Below are 15784 nucleotides of genomic sequence, written 5' to 3'. Positions count from 1 at the left end.
TTCTCCTTAACCTGCGCGGCTCGCCTGATTCGCGAACTCCCGCGCTTTCGCCCGCTGGTAGGCATCGTATAGCGCAGCATAGACCGGGCCGGGGCGGCCGCCGCCGACGCTCGCGCCATCCAGCGTCGTGATCGGCATCACTTCCTTCGTCGCCGAACTGATCATGATTTCATCGGCGGCGCGCAATTCGGCCTCGGTGATGTCGCGTTCCTGAAACGGAATGCCCGCCTCGGCCGCCAGTTCTTCGATCAGCCCGTAGCGGATGCCTTCGAGGATGCGCGGTCCGCGCGGCGCGCCCAGCAGCGTGCCGCCTGCAACAATCCACACATTTGAGGACGAACCTTCGGTAAGCAAGCCGTCGCGCAACTGGATGGTTTCGAGCGCGTCGTTTTCCGCTGCGTGCTGCGCCATCAGCACGTTGCCGAGCAGCGATATCGATTTGATGTCGCAATGCAGCCAGCGTTTGTCCTCGGCGGTCACGGCTACCGCGCCTTGCGCGCGGCTCGCGTCGCTCGGATACGCGATCGGACTCAGCATCACGAACACCGTCGGCGCGATGCCCGTTGGAAACGCGTGCCCGCGCTTCGCCGCGACGCCGCGCGTAACCTGAATGTAGACGAGCGCATCGCCGGGGCCGGCGTTCGAATCGATCGCGCGATGAATCAGGGCGCGCCAGCCGGCATCGTCAAAGGGATTGCCGATGCGAATCTTGCCGAGACTGCGGTTCAGACGCGCGAGATGCTGCGCGAGGCGGAACGGCAGACGCGCGCCGCCGGACTGCGCGTAAAGCGGCACGACTTCATAGACGCCGTCACCGAAGATGAACCCGCGATCCAGCACGGGAATGCGCGCTTCGGAGAGCGGCCCCCATTCGCCGTTCAGATAGACCGTCGGGTCGAATACATCGGCGTGGGTCGAGTTCATCGGTGCCGCTCCGTTCGGAACAAACGCGTTTTACTTCCGCTTCTGCCACATCAGCAGCGCGGAATCCCACAAGCGGCCGAACAGGCCCGCTTCCGGCACTTCCTGCAGCGCGACGAGCGGGAACTGCGCGACTTCCTTGCCATCGGCCATCATCCGGACGGTGCCGACTTGCTGGCCCTTCTTCACCGGCGCGATGATCAGATCGTTGCGCGTGATCGTCGGCTTGACCTTGTCGCCGAGACCCTTCGGCACGGTGATGTACTGATCCGTCGATACGCCCGCCTGCACGTTGTCCGCCGCGCCCTTGTACACGCGCGGCGATTCGACCACCTGATTCGCCTTGTAGAGACGCAGCGCGTCATAGGCCGTGTAGCCGTAGCTCAGCATCTTGAGGCTGTCCTGCACGCGCGCCGACTCCTTCGGCTCGCCCATCATCACCGCGACGAGGCGGCGGCTCGCGTCCGGCGTGCCGACGAGCGGACGCTTGGCCGTCGCGATCAGGCAGTAGCCGGCGGCCTTCGTGTGGCCGGTCTTGAGGCCATCGACGGAGGAGTCGAGCCACAGCAGGCGGTTACGGTTCGGCTGCTTGATCTTGTTATACGTGAACTCCTTTTCCGAGAAGATGCTGTAGTACTCGGGGAAGTCGCGGATCAGACGCGTGGACAGCACCGCGAGATCGCCGGCGGTCGTGTAGTGCTGCGGATCGGGCATGCCGTTCACGTCGGCATAGTGCGTGTGCTTCATGCCGATGCGCTGCGCCGCGCCGTTCATCAGATTGACGAAGTTGGCCTCGCTGCCGCCGACCAGTTCGGCCAGCGCGATAGCCGCGTCGTTGCCCGACTGGATGATCATGCCGTACACGAGGTCATGCACCGTGACCGGCTTGTTCGCCTCGATGAACATGCGCGACTCGTCGGTCCGCACGCGGCGCACGGCCTCGCTCGGCATCACGGTCTGATCCATGTTGATCTTCTTCGCTTTGAGCGCGTCGAAGACGAGATAAGCGGTCATCAGCTTGGTCAGCGACGCCGGTTCCACGCGCTCGTCAGGATTGCCCGATGCGAGCACCTGGTTGCTGGTCGCGTCGACGAGCACCCACGAACGGGCCGTGACCGCGGGCGGCGGCACTTGCGCCAGTGCGCTCGCAGCGGCGAAGACGGCCGGCAGCACGATAGCGGCCTTCAGCGCGCGAAGCCTTACGGAAGAAGCAGGAGCGGAAACAGAAACGGACGGGACAGAAAAGCCGGAAGGGAAAAAGCGCATAGGATCGGTCGGCAGAAAGTGCGTCGGCGCAACGCCCGGAATGATCCGAAAGGCGGCGAAGCGCGGGTTGAACAGGCAGACCGTCGATGCCGGTCGGCGCTTCGCCTGATTCTCCGGGAGGCCGGAAAGCCGGCACTCGCGGTGGCGCGGCGAAGAGCGCTCATTCGACAGACGGCCGCGCCATCGGTTCTCAAACGTTTGTTTTCGAAACGTCGCGTTGGCCGGCATGAGAGCCGGCGTTCAGGCGTCGGGCTTTTCGCCGGAACCGATTCGCTCTCGCGTTGCGGCGACAAGAATGCGAATGGCCGGGCGAAAAAATTCTGCGCCATTATACGCGCGGCTCACAGCGCCTTTGCTGTCAATCTGCCCGTCTTTGGCCCGAAGCCGCGCTTTTTAAGGCGATGCCTAGGCACGTTTCCGGGTTCGGCTCACGCGCCCGCGCTACCGCCAGGCGTCAACGATCACGCGCTTCAGGATATGCAGCTTGCGGTGAAAGAAGTGTTCGCCGCCCGGAATCACCACGACCGGCAATTCCTGCGGACGCGCCCAGTCGTACACGGATGCGATCGGCACCGTGTCGTCCACTTCGCCGTGAATCACCAGCGTGTTCTCGGGCACCGGGGCCACGTCCCAGCGGCTCGCCGCCGTGCCGACGAACACCAGCCGTTCGATCGCCTGCCCTTCGTCCGTCAGGCGCTTCGCCACGTGCGACAGCACGAAGGTGCCGAACGAAAAGCCCGCGAGCACGATGGGCACATCGCCCTGCCCCGGCTGCGCGCGCATGTGAGCGATGACGGCCAGCAGGTCCTCGCGCTCGCCAATGCCGTTGTCGTGCTCGCCTTCCGTCTGCCCGACGCCACGGAAATTGGAGCGATACGTCGTATAGCCGAGCTGAACGAAGGTCCGCGCGAGCGTCTGCGCAACCTTGTTGTCCATGGTGCCGCCGAAAAGCGGATGCGGATGCGCGACGAGCGCGATGCCGCGCGGCGCGGCGTCGGTCCGGTCGAGCGCGACTTCGATCTTGCCGGCCGGCCCGTCGATCAGGAATTTTTCTGTTTGCGCGTTCATGCGGCGAGGCGTTGTTTAAACCGGTTGATCGATGAGAAGACGCTCGACGATCTTCCCGTTGGCGAGATGCGAATCGACGATTTCGTCGATGTCCGTTTCATCGACATACGTGTACCACGTGCCTTCCGGGTACACGACCACGACCGGCCCCAGCTCGCAGCGGTCGAGGCAGCCCGCCTTGTTGATCCGCACCTTCCCTTCGCCCGCGAGGCCCAGCTTCTTCACGCGCTTTTTCGCGTGCTCCTGCATCGCCTGCGCATTGCAGTTCGCGCAGCTCGGCCGCGTTGCGTCGGCGTCGCGCTGATTGAGGCAGAAGAACACGTGGTACTTGTAGAAAGAATCCATGAGTATCGGGTGCGCCGGGCGAATGAGTGTCGGTCGATTATAGCGAGCGATGTCCCGCGCTGCCGTCAGCGCTCATCGCCCGCGCCGCCCGAATTCCCCACGCGCCGCCGCATGACCCATGCGCGTTCCGCCGCCGACGCGAGCCAGCCCAGCGCCGCATACGGCCACACCCACGCGAGCCAGTGCAGCAGCCCGTTGAAGTGCAGGTAGCGGCCTTGCCGCCAGTCGGCGAGCACGATGTCGAAGTACGGATTCACCGGCAGCAGATTGACGAGCGCGAGCCCGGCGACGAGCGCCCCGCCCGCCAGCGCCGCCCGCAGCGCACGCGGCAGCGCGACCGACAGCACGCCCGCCACCGCGCCGATGCCGATGCCTTCGAGCGCGCCATCGGTGGCCCAGTCGAACGTCAGGCCCGCGCGCGATTGCAGGAACGACGCGCCCGCTTTTGCAAACAGCGTCGCGACGATGAGGCCGATCATCAGGCGGATGCGCGGCGCGCGTTCGCGCGTCAGCAACGTCACGAGCACGAGCGCCGCAAAGAGATTCGACGACGTGATGAGCGCTTCCCATGAATCGTCGGGCAATAGCGCGCCGAGCCGGTCCGGCCAGCTTTCGATGTCCCACGCGGCGGGCGTCCAGACGAGGATCGCGTCCTGCATCGCCGGATCGAGGCTGTCCCAGAGCACGCGCGGAAGGTCGCCGCCGCCGAAGAGATACGGTGCGGGGAACATCGCCGCGAACGGCCACAACGCCGATAGCCCGATGACATACGCGCCGTGCCGCTCGAACCACGTGAAGCGGATGCGCCTCAAAAGGCCGCGATCGAGCAGCGCGCTGGTCGCGGGCGCGATCAGCACGCCGCCGACGAGCGCACCGAGCGCATTCGCGCCGAGATCGAGGTTCGACGACACGCGCGTCGGCAGATAGGTCTGGATGGACTCCATCACGCCCGACAACAGCCCCCCGCCGACGAATGCGGCGCACACCGCCGCCGATCCCCGCCAGCGCGGATACAGCGCGAGCACGATCAGCGCGCCGAGCGGCATATAGCCGAGCACGTTCGTGACGACGTCGAATGCCGTCAGATATTGCGGAAGCGGATCGGTGAGAAACGCGAAAGGCCCGATGCCGAGCGATCGCCAGCCGGAAAACGGATAGAGCGAGCCGTACACGACGAGCGCCGCATACGCGATGAGCGCCTGCCGCGAAAACGCCGACGGGCGGCGCTGCCATTGCTTGATCGTCATGAGCCGCCCGAGCGCCTCCGTTCGAGCGAGGGTGGTCGAAGTGTCGATGTCATCGTGACGCGGCGAGCGGCTGCGCGTCGAGCCACGCGCTCAGTTGTGCGATCAGATCGTCGGATGCTGCCGCGAGCGCGCGCGCGCCGCCGGCTGCATCGGCGCTCGGCGCGGGGGCGCTGGCGGCGAACACGCGCTGTGCGACGACGCGGCCTTGCTGCGTCAGCGTCGCGCGCACCGACACGGAGCCGTGGCTCCGCTCGGGCGCATCGAAGACCTGCTCGAAGCCGGTCAGTTCGAGTTCGAGCAGCGGCGCGCGTACCGGATCGGCGCCCGTCAGCACCGGGCCGCGCGCCGACAGCGCCGCGCGCAGGCGCTGGGTCAGCAGTTGCGCGGGCGGCATCGTCCAGTGGCTGTTCGCGTAGGCGCCGGTGCGCTGCGCGTCGGTGTAGCTCATCCGGTAGACGAACGCGTCGGTTTCCAGGCTGCGCGGCGCGCCGACGGCCAACACCTTCACGGGCGGCATCGCTTTGGTTTCGCCCGATGCAGGCGGCGCGCCGAGGTCATAGCGCGCGTCGGGCGCGACGCTGCCGTTCGATGCGCAGCCGCCGAGCATCGTCATCCCGATGAATACGAGCGCGAGCGCCGTGCGGTTCAACTCTGTGTATGCCATGAGATTCCTTTTCAACGCGCGGGATTCGCCGGCCAGACGAAACCCGGCTCGCCCGGCCCCGGCGGCATCGACGGCGCACCGAACAAGACGCTGCGCGGGCTCGCGCTGAACGTATCGGCGGCGCGGTCGACGGAACGCGCGGCGCCGGCCAGATCGTCGGTGAACGAGTAGAGACGCGGCAACGCCTCGAAGCCGACGCGCGCCGTCATCTCGCGCAGCGATTCGTTCATGTCCGCGAGCGACGTGGCCGCCTGTTCCGCCGCGTTGCCCGCCTTGTTCAGGTTCGTGAGGAGCGGCCCGTTCTCGCGGTTCAGATTCTGGATGAACGCATTCGTCGATGCCAGCGTGCGGTCGAGCTGCTGCAGCGTCTGCGGCAGGCGCGACGTCGCGGGCCCTGCCTGACTGGCCAGCGATGCGATGCCGTCGGCCGCGCCCTGCAGGCTCTTTGCGGTGTGCATGAGCTGATTGCGCACGTCGTCGGAGAGGAATTTATCCGCATCGTCGGATAGCCGCTCGAACCGGCGCAGGATCACTTCGCCGCGCTCCTGCAACTGCTCGAAGAGGCCCGGACGCATCGGCACTTCGGCGACGTGTTGCGGCGACGAAGCGAGCGCGGCCGTGTCCTTGCCGGTGTCGTCGAGCTGCACGAACGCGATGCCCGTCACGCCCTGAAAGCCGAGCGTCGCGAACGTGGAGCGCGTCATCGGCGCGTTCTTGTCGACGAGGATGCGGATGCGAATCTGCCCCGGATGCGACTTGTCGAAGCGGATCGACTCGACCTTGCCGACGCCGAGACCGCGGTAACGCACGGCGGCATCGGTGAACAGGCCGGTCACGTTGGTGCGCGCGATCAGGTCGTAGGGCACGCGCACCGTGCGATCGACGTTGAAGAAGAACGCCGCGAACGCGATCGCCAGCACGAGCACGATGGTGAACAGCCCGGTCCAGAACGCGTGTGATTTGTTTTCCATCGGCGGGTTCCTTCTCTCTCTTGGGCGTGGCGTCGGCTATCTGATGGTGGACGAGGCGTCGTCGAGCGCGACGGCGGGCAGCTTCGCGCGTCGCTCGGGCGGCAGCGCGGCGAGCGCACGCCGTCCGCGCCGCCCCAGAAAATACTCGCGGATGAACGGATGATCCACCGCCACCGCCTCTTCCACGGGCGCGGCAACCAGCACGCGCCGGTCCGCGAGCACGGCGACGCGCGTGGACAGCGCGACCATCGTATCGAGATCGTGCGTGACCATCACGACCGTCAGGCCGAGCGCGCGATGCAGCGTTGCGATCAGATCGACGAATTCGTCCGATGCCTTCGGATCGAGACCGGCGGTCGGCTCGTCCAGGAACAGCAGTTCGGGTTCGAGCGCGATCGCCCGCGCGATGCCGACGCGCTTCACCATGCCGCCCGACAGTGCCGACGGCATCTTGCTCGCGTGCTTGCACGACAGCCCGACCATTTCGAGCTTGAGCATCACGAACTCGCGGATCAGATCCTCGGGAATCTTTCCGAGTTCTCGAAACGGCTGTGCGATGTTGTCATACACCGTCAGCGACGAGAACAGCGCGCCTTGCTGAAACATCATGCCGGAGCGCGTGCGCAGCATCTTGGCGGTTTCGTCGTCCATGCGCGCCCATTCTTCGCCGAGCACGCGGATCGTGCCGGATGTCGGCGATTCGAGTCCCAGAATCTGCCGAACGAGCGTGGTCTTGCCCGAGCCCGAGCCGCCGAGCAGCGCGACGATTTCGCCGCGCCGCACGTCGAGGTTCAGGTGCTCGTGGATCACCGTTCTGCCGTAGCGCTTGGTGACGTCGCGCACTTCGATGACCGGCTCCGCGATGACGGGCGGCGGCTGATGGCGTACGGCGGTGGCGAGCGTCGTCGACATGTGCGTTATAGGCCCACGTTCTGGAAGAGGATCGCGAAGACGGCGTCGGCGAGGATGACGATGGTGATCGACGTGACGACGGAAGTCGTCGTGCCTTCGCCGAGACTTTGCGAATTTGCCTTGATGCGAAAGCCGAAGTGACAGGCGGCGAGCGCGATCAGCATGCCGAACACGACGCCCTTGCCGAGCCCGATCCACAGATTGGCGATCGGCACGACGGATGGCAGGGAGCGGATGAAAAACGAAATGTCGATGGACAGCACGAGCTTCGCCGCGAGCGCGCCGCCCACGAGCGCGATGATGTTCGTCCACATGACGAGCAGCGGCATGGCGATGCCGAGCGCGATCACGCGCGGCAGGACGAGCCGCAGACCGTGCGGGATGCCCATGACCTGCATCGCGTCGAGTTCTTCGGTGACGCGCATCACCCCGATCTGCGCGGTGATCGCGGAGCCGGAGCGCCCGGCGACGAGAATGGCGGACAGCACGGGCCCGAGCTCGCGTATGACGGACAGCCCGAGAATGTTCACGATGTACTGGTTCGCGCCGAACATGCGCAACTGCTGCGCGGACAGATAGCTGAGCACGATGCCGATCAGGAACGCGACGAGCGCGGTAATGGCGAGCGCCTGCGCGCCGGCGCTGTAGATGTTCGCGGAGATTTCGGTCCACGGCGTGCGATTCGGACGCCGCACGATCGAAGCGAGATCCATGAGAAAGCCGCCGAACATCGAGAGGCCGCCGTGCAGATGATCGAGGAACGCGAAGATCAGTTGTCCGAGCCGTGTGACGGGATCGGTGCGATCGACGGGTTCGGGTTCTTCGCGCTCGGCGTCGAGCAGCGCGACGCGCTCGAAGATTTCGCGCTGCGTGTCCGATAGCGCGATGGTCGCGGGCATCTTGCGGCCCCAGATGCGCCAGAGCGCCTGTCCGCCGACGTGATCGAGCCGCTCGACGGAGAGCAGGTCCCACTGGCTGATGGCTTCGCGCCCGATGGCGCGCAGCCGCCGCGTGACGCCGCTTTTGGCGCGATCACGCGCGAGCGCGAGCGCGGTCCATTGGCCCGAAAGCCGGACCACCTTGCCTTGCTGACCGGCTTCCACTCGCAGGCGGGGCGGCGTGTCGAAGTTCAAGGGTGTTGGGGCGGGGGTGGGAGGGAGAGGACATTGTAGCGAAGGTTGTGCGGGGGGCTTGAGTCCGTGAGGTTCGGGGCAATGTCATCCCGCTATCGCGAGCGGACGAATTCCCGGAGGCAACGCGACACAACACTCGTCGCAGGTCAACGCGAGCCGCTATACGAACGGTGACACCGCCCGCCTGCTTTCGAACCCGGAAGTGAAGGCCGCTTACGACGCGCTGGAACCCCGGTACGCCGCCGTGGAAGCCCTCTTGCTGGCGCGCAAGCAAGCCGATCTTACTTAAGCTCAGATTGCCGCCCGCATGGGCGCCACTGCATCCGCCGTCGCACGCCTCGAAGCATCGCTGATCAGCGAAAGCCCCCGCCCTCCATCGCCACCCTGCGCAAATACGCGGCGGCCTGCGGCAAGACGCTTCACATCGCCTTCATATGACCGCAGCGGAGACAAGCACGCCGATACCGCCCCGCTACAATATCCCGCATGAACCCCTCCGCCTCCTTCGCCCCCGACGCCCCGTGGCGCATCGATCGCAATCGGCTCGCGACGCTCGCCGCGCGTCCCGCGCATGACTGGGACATCGAAATCGTCGATGAAACGGGCTCCACCAACGCCGATCTCATCGAGCGGCTGCGCGCCCTCCCGCGCGACAACACGCCGGGCGATCCGCCCGCGCCCATCGTCCGGGTCGCGTACTCGCAGACGGCGGGCCGCGGCCGGCGTGGCCGCGCATGGCTCGGGGAGCCGGGCAACGCGCTGCTGATGTCGGTCGGCTATGTGCTGCGGCGTCCTATCGAAGCGCTGTCGGGATTGAGCCTCGCCACCGGCGTCGCCGTGCTCGACGCACTCGCGCGCCTGCCGCTCTCGCCCTCCGCGCGCCCCGCACTCAAATGGCCGAACGACGTCCTGCTCGACGACGGCAAGCTCGCCGGCATCCTCATCGAAACCGCATGGAGCGCGCCCGGTGCGACAGCCGTGGTGATCGGCATCGGCATCAATCTGCACGGCGCGGAACAACTGTCCGCTCAGGTCGATGACGCCAATCGCCAGGCCGCGTCCGCCGTTCCCGGCGCGACGCCCGCCACGCTCGCCCGCGCATGGCCCGACGCGAACCTCACCGACACGCTCGCCGCGCTCCTCAACGCCCTCGACGCCGCCCTCCCGCGCTTCGAGACCGAAGGCTTCAAGCCGTTCCGCCAGCGCTGGACGGACGCCCACGCCTACGCCGGCCGCGAAGTCGTGCTGATCGATCAGGGACAGGAAATCACGCGAGGCGTCGCTTCCGGCGTCGACGATAGCGGCCAGCTGATGATCGACGCGCCCGAAGGACCGCGCACCGTCGCCACCGGCGAGCCGAGCTTGCGCCTCGCGAAGGAACGTCCGTGAGGCACACGCCGAACCTGCTGATCGATGCGGGCAACAGCCGCATCAAGTGGTCGCTCGTCGATGAAACCGGCGCGGCTATCGCGAGCGGCGCGTTAGAGCACGAGCGCGAGACATCGCAACACGACGACCCGGCGCTCGGCGCATGGTCATCGCTGCCGCATCCTGCCGACGCGTGGATGTCGAACGTGGCGGGCGCATCGGTACAGGAGCGGATCGAGCGTCTGATCGACGCGCACTGGCCTGCGTTGCCCCGCACCGTCGTGCGGGCGAAGCCGCGTCAATGCGGCGTGATCAACGGCTACTCGGAACCCGGGCAGCTCGGCAGCGATCGCTGGGCCGGCCTGATCGCCGCGCGCGCCGCGTATCCGGGCGAGAACGTGCTGATCGCCACTTTCGGCACCGCAACGACGCTCGAAGCCTTGCGCGCGAACGGCGTCTTCACGGGCGGCCTGATCGCGCCGGGCTGGTCGCTGATGATGCAATCGCTCGGCAGCCGCACCGCGCAACTGCCGACGCTCGACGCCACCGCCGCCAAACGCGCGCTCAATGCCGCCGCCGAAAAGCCGCACGGCGTCTTCGCGATCGATACCGCCGCCGCATTATCGTCCGGTTGCCTGCTTGCGCAAGCGAGCCTCATCGAACGAGCCTGGCGCGACCTGCGCGACGACTGGAAGGCGGATGTGCGCCTCGTGCTGAGCGGCGGCGCAGCCGATGAAATCGCGGGCGCGCTCGACGCGCCTTACACTCGCCACGATTCACTGGTGCTGTCGGGACTCGCGCTCATCGCGCGCGACGCGGCGGCGCTTCACTCTTTATGATTCTGATCGACTGACGGAGCCCAAGAATGCTGCGCTGGCTCATCGCCATTTTGACCCTGGCCAACCTTTTGATGTTCGCGCTGGTGCACGGCACGTTCGGCCCGCTGCCGGCTGCCGGCGCGCGCGAGCCGCAACACCTGATGCAGCAGGTGCGGCCCGAAACGCTGAGCATGCGCCCGCTACATCCCGAGGAAGCCGCCGATCAGCCGCAGGTCGGCGGTCCCGCGCCCGCCGCCAAGGTTCAGACGTCGCCGCTAGGCCAGTAAGGCCGGATCACGACTGCGCGCGCACTTTCCTGAGCAGCGCGGTCGTTGAGCGGTCATGTTCGAAGGCGATCGCCAGCGCCTTGCCGCCCCAACCCCGCACCAGCGCCGATTCCGCGAGCTTGTCCATGTCGTAATCGCCGCCTTTCACGAGCACATCGGGATGCACGGCGTCGATCAACTGCAGCGGCGTCGACTCCTCGAACTTCACGACGAAGTCCACGCTCTCGAGCGCGGCGAGCAGCGCCATGCGATCGTCTTCGTGATTGATCGGGCGATCGTCGCCCTTGCCGAGCATGCGAACGGAGGCATCGCTGTTGACGCCGACAATCAGCGTCGCGCCGAGCGCCTTCGCATCGGCGAGATAGGTCACGTGTCCGCGATGCAGGATATCGAACACGCCGTTGGTGAATACGACCGGCCCGGCGAGCGTCGGACGGAGCGCGGCGAGCGCGTCGCGCGTGGTGATCTTGCGTTCGAAAATGGCGGGCATGGCGACGCTCGGTGCAGTGGTCCAGGAGCGCGCATTGTGCCACGGCGACCCGCGCCTTCCGCGCGCTGCTCTGGACGTCCGGGTGCGAAAAAAAACGGCCCGTCAGTTCACTGACGGGCCGCTTCCTTCAAAAGGGGCTTTCGACGATCAGGCCGGCTGCTGCCCGGCCGCGCTGCCCGCCGCTTGCAGACGCTGCACCACTTCCTTGCGATAGCGGTTGAGCTCCTGCGCGGTGACGAACGAGCGCTCGAAGAGAATGGACAGGTTATGCAGAATGCGTTCGACGACCTTCTTCTCCCAGCTGTCGTCGAAGCGGATCTGGTCGTCGAGCCAGCGCTCGAGCCACTCCGGATCGGGCAGACGGGACTGCACGGTATCGCGCGGGAAAAGCGCCTGGTTCACGTGCAGATTCGTGGGATGCAGCGGCTTTTCCGTGCGACGCGCCGACGCCATCAGCACGCCGATCTTCGCAAACGCGGCGCGCGCGGAATCGCCCGCATTCGCGAGCGCCTTCTTCATGTAGCGCAGGTACGCGCCGCCATGACGGGCTTCGTCGCGCGAAATGGTTTCGTAGATGTGCTTGATGACCGGCTCGGTATGCCATTCCGCCGCCCGGCGATACCAGTGGTTCAAGCGGATTTCGCCGCAGAAATGCAGCATCAGGGTTTCGAGCGGCGGCGCCGGATCGAATTCGAAGCGCACCGCGTGCAGCTCTTCTTCCGTCGGCACGAGTTCGGGCTTGAAGCGGCGCAGGTATTCCATCAACACCAGCGAATGCTTCTGCTCCTCGAAAAACCACACGCTCATGAAAGCGGAGAAGTCGCTGTCGTGATGATTGTCACGCAAGAACATTTCCGTTGCGGGAAGAGCGGACCATTCGGTGATCGCGTTCATCTTGATGGTCTTCGCCTGCTCGTCGGAGAGCAGCGACGCATCGAACTTGTCCCACGGGATGTCCTTCTCCATATCCCAGCGAACGGATTCCAGCGATTTATAAAGTTCCGGATAAAGCATGGTGTTCATAGTCCACCCCTGATGCCACTTATGCGACGTTATATCTATAAGACTCTCGGCCCGAGCGTGCGCATAACGCTGCGCGCGAGCAACCAAGCTTTCAATTTTACGCGGGATTCGAGCGGTTACAGACGAAAACCGACAACAAAGCGCCATATTCAGCGCCGCGGCAACGCATTTCAGCCGCGCCTGACAGCCGTGCGATGTGCGGATGCACGCAGTGTGCGTCTTGTCTACCGTGGGTGAGGAGCGAAACGTGTGCCTGAGGTAGGGCCGGCTTTTCGCGCGGCGTGCTGCGCGGCTTACAGCGTGGCCTGCGCTTGTGACAGCGCGATGTTGCACTGGTTCGCGCACGCTGCGGCCCGAAGCGCGGCGAATGCCGTTCAGCCCGCGGGCCCGCTTCAGCTCGCCGTCTGAGACTGCTCCGGCAAGCCGGCCGATGATAGCACGGAGGCCGAACGCCAGGCCGCGACGGATTCTTCGATCGCGGTCAGGCCGGGCAGCTGATCGACGCCCTCGTGAATTTTCCGGCGCAGCGCGGGACTACTGCCTCCGACCCACATTCGCACGTGCGCCGGCAGCATGCTGCGCAGCTCCGTCAGCACATTGGCGATGACTTGCGCCGGCAGCACCGACGTGAACGACAGCGCGACGACATCGATTTCGTGCGCCCTCACCGCACTGGCGATATCGTGCAGCGGCGTCTGCAGCCCGAGCTGGATGCACGTGCATTCCGATAGCGTGAACATCGCTTCGGCCATCAGGATGCCGAGACCGTGGCCTTCGCCGGACAGCGTCGTGAGCAGCAGGCGCGGACGTCCGCCGCGTGCGCGCACCGCATCGGAGAGCGGGCGCATCAGGCTGCGCAGCGTGACCTGCAGCGCCTCGCTGAAGAGATGCTCGTGATAGACCTGCAGCGTGCCCGACGCCCACGCGTTGCCGACTCGCGCCGACAGCGGCGCGGCCACGTCGAGAACGAAGCGTTCGAGGCCTTCACGCGTCGCGCGCTTGAGCAGCCCGAAACGGAAGTCTTCGTAAGCGCCATTGCGCAGCAACGCGACCATCTGGTCGAGTTCGACATCCGGCGCGTCCTGGCCGATACCGGACGACTGCGCGAGTTGCTGCAATTGCTCGACCGGCTGCGCGAGCACCTTGCTCGGCCGATGCCCCGCGTCGAGCAGGCGCTTGACGAGCCGCAGCTTCGACACCTGTTCCTGCGGATACAGCCGTTCGCCGCCGGGCGAGCGCAGCGGTTGGGGAAAGCCGTAGCGGCGCTCCCATACGCGCAGCGTGTCCTTCGTCAGCCCGATTTCCTGGGCGATGGCGCCGATACCGATGCCCGTCAGCCCGCTCTCGAAGCCGTGCGATCGCGCCGGCTCGGCGGCAGCGTCGCCCTGGGCTGTGTCGCCGGCATCCTCGTCCGGGACCGGGCTTTCGTTCGATGAGTTTGTCATGGACAGAGTGAAAATGAATCACACTCATCGACGGTGCACGGAGCGTGCCTGATAAGCCGGGTGGACAAAGCGCGGGTAAGCGGGTGCTTAACGATGGACAGAACCAGGCCGGAGGCACTCTGCGCCTGGCGCAGAAGCCAGGGAAAACGCCCGGCGGCTTTTCAGCCGGCGGGCGTCGCGCAAAGCGGATTGCGTCGAACCGACGCTCACTCGCCTTTCTTTCGCGGCGGCGATTTTTTTACAGCCGCCTTTCGGGCTGCGGCGGCATCGGGCTTGGATTCGGCGCCGCCAGCGGGATCGCCAGGGGCAGGTGTCTGCGCCGCCGTTTCCGCCGAAGCGTCCTGCTGCCCGGGCGCGCCGGTCATGCCGGGCTGGATCATCGCGAGATGGGCGAGCTGGTTGAACTGCGATTGCAGCACGTTCCACCAGCCGCTCGGATCGAAGCCCGGTGGCAAGTTCGCGGACTGCGCCGCGTCGTCCGTGGCCGACGGTTGCGGTCCGGTTTCCTGCTTCGGGCCGTCAGGTGTGGCCGCGCCGCCCATCGGCCAGCGGCCGGCCGCCTTTTGCGTATCCGCCGCCGCGTTCTTCGCGCCTTCCATCGACGTCTGCGCGAACGCGCCGAACGAGCGCAACGTCGCGAGCGTGGCGCGCTGCACCTCGAGCGCCTGGATGGCCGATTGCAGCATGTTGAGATTCAGCTTGAGCCATTGCTCGACGGCGCGCATGTCGGTGACGCGCTTGTCGAGTTCCTCGATGTTCGTGAGCGGCGCGAGCATGTCGGACATCATCGACAGCGACGGTCCCACGCCCTGCGCGCCGCCCGGCATCGCAGCGGCGAAGGGGTTGAGCCGCATCATTTCCCACATCTTGCCCATCATGTCGGCCTGGCCGAATCCGGGGAAACCGGGAATCGAAAACGGCGGGGTGCCGCCAGTGTTATCGGTCATTCGACGCTCTCCATGATTGGTTGATCCACGCGTTTTTGTCGCGAGGTCGTTCAGAACGGCGCGCCGCCCGGGAAATCCGGCGCGCGGCGCTCGCGCAGCGAACGCATGCCTTCATGCACGTCCGGCCCGGCGAAGCCCATGAATTCGAGCGCGAGCGATGTATCGAACGTGGGCCCCGCCATGCGCAGCCAGTTGTTCAGCGCGTACTTCGTCCAGCGAATCGCGGTCTGCGATCCCTGCGCGAGCCGGTTCGCGACTTCGATCGCCCGCGGCATCAGTTCGCTCTCTTCCACCGCGAGCGATACCAGCCCGATGCGCTCCGCCTCCTCCCCGCTCACCGGCTCGCATAGAAGGAGATAGTACTTGGCCTTCGCCATCCCGCACAGCAGCGGCCACACGATCGCCGCGTGATCGCCCGCCGCGACGCCGAGCCGCGTATGTCCGTCGATGATGCGCGCCGTCTTCGATGCGATCGAGATATCCGCGAGCAGTCCGGCGACGAGCCCTGCGCCGACGGCGGGACCGTGCATCGCGGAGACGATCGGCTTGCTGCAGTTGATGACGTTGTAGACGAGATCGCGCGCCTCGCGCCACACGCGCGCGCGCACATCGAAGTCGTTCGCCATCTCTTCGACGAGCGCCAGATCGCCGCCCGCCGAGAAGCCCTTGCCCTCGCCGCGAATCAGCGCGACGCGCGTCTCGGGATCGCGATCGATGTCGCGCCAGATATCCGCCAGTTCGCGGTGCATGTTGGCGTCGGCGGTGGAGAGGCCGCTCTTGTTCGCGCCCGCGCCGGGCATCACCACTTCGAGCACGCCGTGCGCGTGACGGCGCAGTTGCAGCGACGTGTAGCCGGAATAAAGAGAAAGGTCGCTCATG

Annotated in this window: 17 protein-coding genes and 1 pseudogene; 4 read left to right on the top strand and 14 right to left on the bottom strand. The window is 66.2% G+C overall.

Annotation, left to right across the window (positions count from 1 at the left end; all coding sequences use genetic code 11):
* Positions 1 to 6: 6 nt before the first annotated feature.
* The 9 genes from P9255_RS20180 to P9255_RS20140 form a co-directional block, all read right to left on the bottom strand.
* Complete coding sequence (locus P9255_RS20180; RefSeq protein ID WP_309763501.1) at positions 7 to 924, bottom strand: D-amino acid aminotransferase; 918 nt, start codon at positions 922 to 924, stop codon at positions 7 to 9.
* A 30-nt stretch (positions 925 to 954) separates the two neighbouring features.
* On the bottom strand, positions 955 to 2187 hold the full coding sequence (locus P9255_RS20175) for a D-alanyl-D-alanine carboxypeptidase family protein (RefSeq protein ID WP_309790324.1): 1233 nt from the start codon (positions 2185 to 2187) through the stop codon (positions 955 to 957).
* Between the two features lie 441 nt (positions 2188 to 2628).
* Positions 2629 to 3255: an alpha/beta hydrolase gene (locus tag P9255_RS20170; protein WP_309763503.1), complete on the bottom strand. Its 627-nt coding sequence runs from the start codon at positions 3253 to 3255 to the stop codon at positions 2629 to 2631.
* A gap of 15 nt (positions 3256 to 3270) precedes the next feature.
* The gene (locus tag P9255_RS20165) at positions 3271 to 3600 is read right to left on the bottom strand and encodes a (2Fe-2S) ferredoxin domain-containing protein (RefSeq protein ID WP_309763504.1); all 330 of its coding nucleotides are present in this window, start codon (positions 3598 to 3600) and stop codon (positions 3271 to 3273) included.
* 65 nt (positions 3601 to 3665) lie between these two features.
* Positions 3666 to 4847, bottom strand: coding sequence for a VanZ family protein (locus tag P9255_RS20160; protein ID WP_309763505.1), 1182 nt, complete (start codon positions 4845 to 4847; stop codon positions 3666 to 3668).
* Between the two features lie 49 nt (positions 4848 to 4896).
* Entirely contained in the window at positions 4897 to 5511 is a 615-nt protein-coding gene (locus P9255_RS20155) for an ABC-type transport auxiliary lipoprotein family protein (protein ID WP_404980377.1), read from the bottom strand.
* A gap of 11 nt (positions 5512 to 5522) precedes the next feature.
* Positions 5523 to 6482, bottom strand: a complete 960-nt coding sequence (locus P9255_RS20150) for an MlaD family protein (RefSeq protein WP_309763506.1) — start codon at positions 6480 to 6482, stop codon at positions 5523 to 5525.
* A 36-nt stretch (positions 6483 to 6518) separates the two neighbouring features.
* Positions 6519 to 7394, bottom strand: a complete 876-nt coding sequence (locus tag P9255_RS20145; protein ID WP_309763507.1) for an ATP-binding cassette domain-containing protein — start codon at positions 7392 to 7394, stop codon at positions 6519 to 6521.
* Between the two features lie 5 nt (positions 7395 to 7399).
* Positions 7400 to 8527 (bottom strand): ABC transporter permease, encoded by a 1128-nt coding sequence (locus P9255_RS20140; protein ID WP_309763508.1) that lies wholly within the window; start codon positions 8525 to 8527, stop codon positions 7400 to 7402.
* A 184-nt stretch (positions 8528 to 8711) separates the two neighbouring features.
* On the opposite strand from P9255_RS20140, the pseudogene P9255_RS20135 reads away from it, so the two are divergent.
* The 4 genes and pseudogenes from P9255_RS20135 (at position 8712) to P9255_RS20120 (ending at position 11000) form a co-directional block, all read left to right on the top strand.
* A pseudogene (locus P9255_RS20135) lies at positions 8712 to 8965 on the top strand (helix-turn-helix domain-containing protein).
* Between the two features lie 48 nt (positions 8966 to 9013).
* Positions 9014 to 9916: a biotin--[acetyl-CoA-carboxylase] ligase gene (locus tag P9255_RS20130; RefSeq protein ID WP_309763509.1), complete on the top strand. Its 903-nt coding sequence runs from the start codon at positions 9014 to 9016 to the stop codon at positions 9914 to 9916.
* On the top strand, positions 9913 to 10734 hold the full coding sequence (locus P9255_RS20125) for a type III pantothenate kinase (RefSeq protein WP_309763510.1): 822 nt from the start codon (positions 9913 to 9915) through the stop codon (positions 10732 to 10734). Before P9255_RS20130 ends, P9255_RS20125 begins: the two co-directional genes overlap by 4 nt.
* 26 nt (positions 10735 to 10760) lie before the next feature.
* Positions 10761 to 11000: a hypothetical protein gene (locus tag P9255_RS20120; protein WP_309763511.1), complete on the top strand. Its 240-nt coding sequence runs from the start codon at positions 10761 to 10763 to the stop codon at positions 10998 to 11000.
* 7 nt (positions 11001 to 11007) lie between these two features.
* Here the strand turns inward: P9255_RS20120 and rfaE2 are convergent, their stop codons facing one another.
* The 5 genes from rfaE2 to P9255_RS20095 all read right to left on the bottom strand — a co-directional run bounded on the left by rfaE2 (position 11008) and on the right by P9255_RS20095 (position 15783).
* Positions 11008 to 11490, bottom strand: a complete 483-nt coding sequence (rfaE2, locus tag P9255_RS20115) for a D-glycero-beta-D-manno-heptose 1-phosphate adenylyltransferase (RefSeq protein WP_309763512.1) — start codon at positions 11488 to 11490, stop codon at positions 11008 to 11010.
* Positions 11491 to 11637: 147 nt separating this feature from the next.
* Positions 11638 to 12513, bottom strand: a complete 876-nt coding sequence (locus P9255_RS20110) for a ferritin-like domain-containing protein (protein ID WP_309763513.1) — start codon at positions 12511 to 12513, stop codon at positions 11638 to 11640.
* 392 nt (positions 12514 to 12905) lie between these two features.
* A complete protein-coding gene (locus tag P9255_RS20105) occupies positions 12906 to 13958 on the bottom strand; it encodes a MerR family transcriptional regulator (protein ID WP_309763515.1) in 1053 nt (350 codons plus the stop codon).
* 206 nt (positions 13959 to 14164) lie between these two features.
* Entirely contained in the window at positions 14165 to 14905 is a 741-nt protein-coding gene (locus P9255_RS20100; RefSeq protein ID WP_309763516.1) for a PhaM family polyhydroxyalkanoate granule multifunctional regulatory protein, read from the bottom strand.
* Positions 14906 to 14955: 50 nt separating this feature from the next.
* Complete coding sequence (locus tag P9255_RS20095; RefSeq protein ID WP_309763517.1) at positions 14956 to 15783, bottom strand: enoyl-CoA hydratase/isomerase family protein; 828 nt, start codon at positions 15781 to 15783, stop codon at positions 14956 to 14958.
* Position 15784: the final 1 nt, after the last annotated feature.

Origin of the sequence: Caballeronia sp. LZ019, from assembly GCF_031450825.1 — a bacterium.
Taxonomy (GTDB): domain Bacteria; phylum Pseudomonadota; class Gammaproteobacteria; order Burkholderiales; family Burkholderiaceae; genus Caballeronia.
The sequence above is the reverse complement of the archived record's forward strand: the minus strand, read 5'-3'. Positions and strand labels throughout refer to the sequence as shown.

Excerpts from the sequence above, each read along its gene's own strand:
- P9255_RS20180 (WP_309763501.1), bottom strand. The coding sequence starts at position 924 with ATGAACTCGACCCACGCCGATGTATTCGACCCGACGGTCTATCTGAAC.
- P9255_RS20175 (WP_309790324.1), bottom strand. The coding sequence starts at position 2,187 with ATGCGCTTTTTCCCTTCCGGCTTTTCTGTCCCGTCCGTTTCTGTTTCC.
- P9255_RS20170 (WP_309763503.1), bottom strand. The coding sequence starts at position 3,255 with ATGAACGCGCAAACAGAAAAATTCCTGATCGACGGGCCGGCCGGCAAG.
- P9255_RS20165 (WP_309763504.1), bottom strand. The coding sequence starts at position 3,600 with ATGGATTCTTTCTACAAGTACCACGTGTTCTTCTGCCTCAATCAGCGC.
- P9255_RS20160 (WP_309763505.1), bottom strand. The coding sequence starts at position 4,847 with ATGACGATCAAGCAATGGCAGCGCCGCCCGTCGGCGTTTTCGCGGCAG.
- P9255_RS20155 (WP_404980377.1), bottom strand. The coding sequence starts at position 5,511 with ATGGCATACACAGAGTTGAACCGCACGGCGCTCGCGCTCGTATTCATC.
- P9255_RS20150 (WP_309763506.1), bottom strand. The coding sequence starts at position 6,482 with ATGGAAAACAAATCACACGCGTTCTGGACCGGGCTGTTCACCATCGTG.
- P9255_RS20145 (WP_309763507.1), bottom strand. The coding sequence starts at position 7,394 with ATGTCGACGACGCTCGCCACCGCCGTACGCCATCAGCCGCCGCCCGTC.
- P9255_RS20130 (WP_309763509.1), top strand. The coding sequence starts at position 9,014 with ATGAACCCCTCCGCCTCCTTCGCCCCCGACGCCCCGTGGCGCATCGAT.
- P9255_RS20120 (WP_309763511.1), top strand. The coding sequence starts at position 10,761 with ATGCTGCGCTGGCTCATCGCCATTTTGACCCTGGCCAACCTTTTGATG.
- rfaE2 (WP_309763512.1), bottom strand. The coding sequence starts at position 11,490 with ATGCCCGCCATTTTCGAACGCAAGATCACCACGCGCGACGCGCTCGCC.
- P9255_RS20110 (WP_309763513.1), bottom strand. The coding sequence starts at position 12,513 with ATGAACACCATGCTTTATCCGGAACTTTATAAATCGCTGGAATCCGTT.
- P9255_RS20105 (WP_309763515.1), bottom strand. The coding sequence starts at position 13,958 with ATGACAAACTCATCGAACGAAAGCCCGGTCCCGGACGAGGATGCCGGC.
- P9255_RS20100 (WP_309763516.1), bottom strand. The coding sequence starts at position 14,905 with ATGACCGATAACACTGGCGGCACCCCGCCGTTTTCGATTCCCGGTTTC.
- P9255_RS20095 (WP_309763517.1), bottom strand. The coding sequence starts at position 15,783 with ATGAGCGACCTTTCTCTTTATTCCGGCTACACGTCGCTGCAACTGCGC.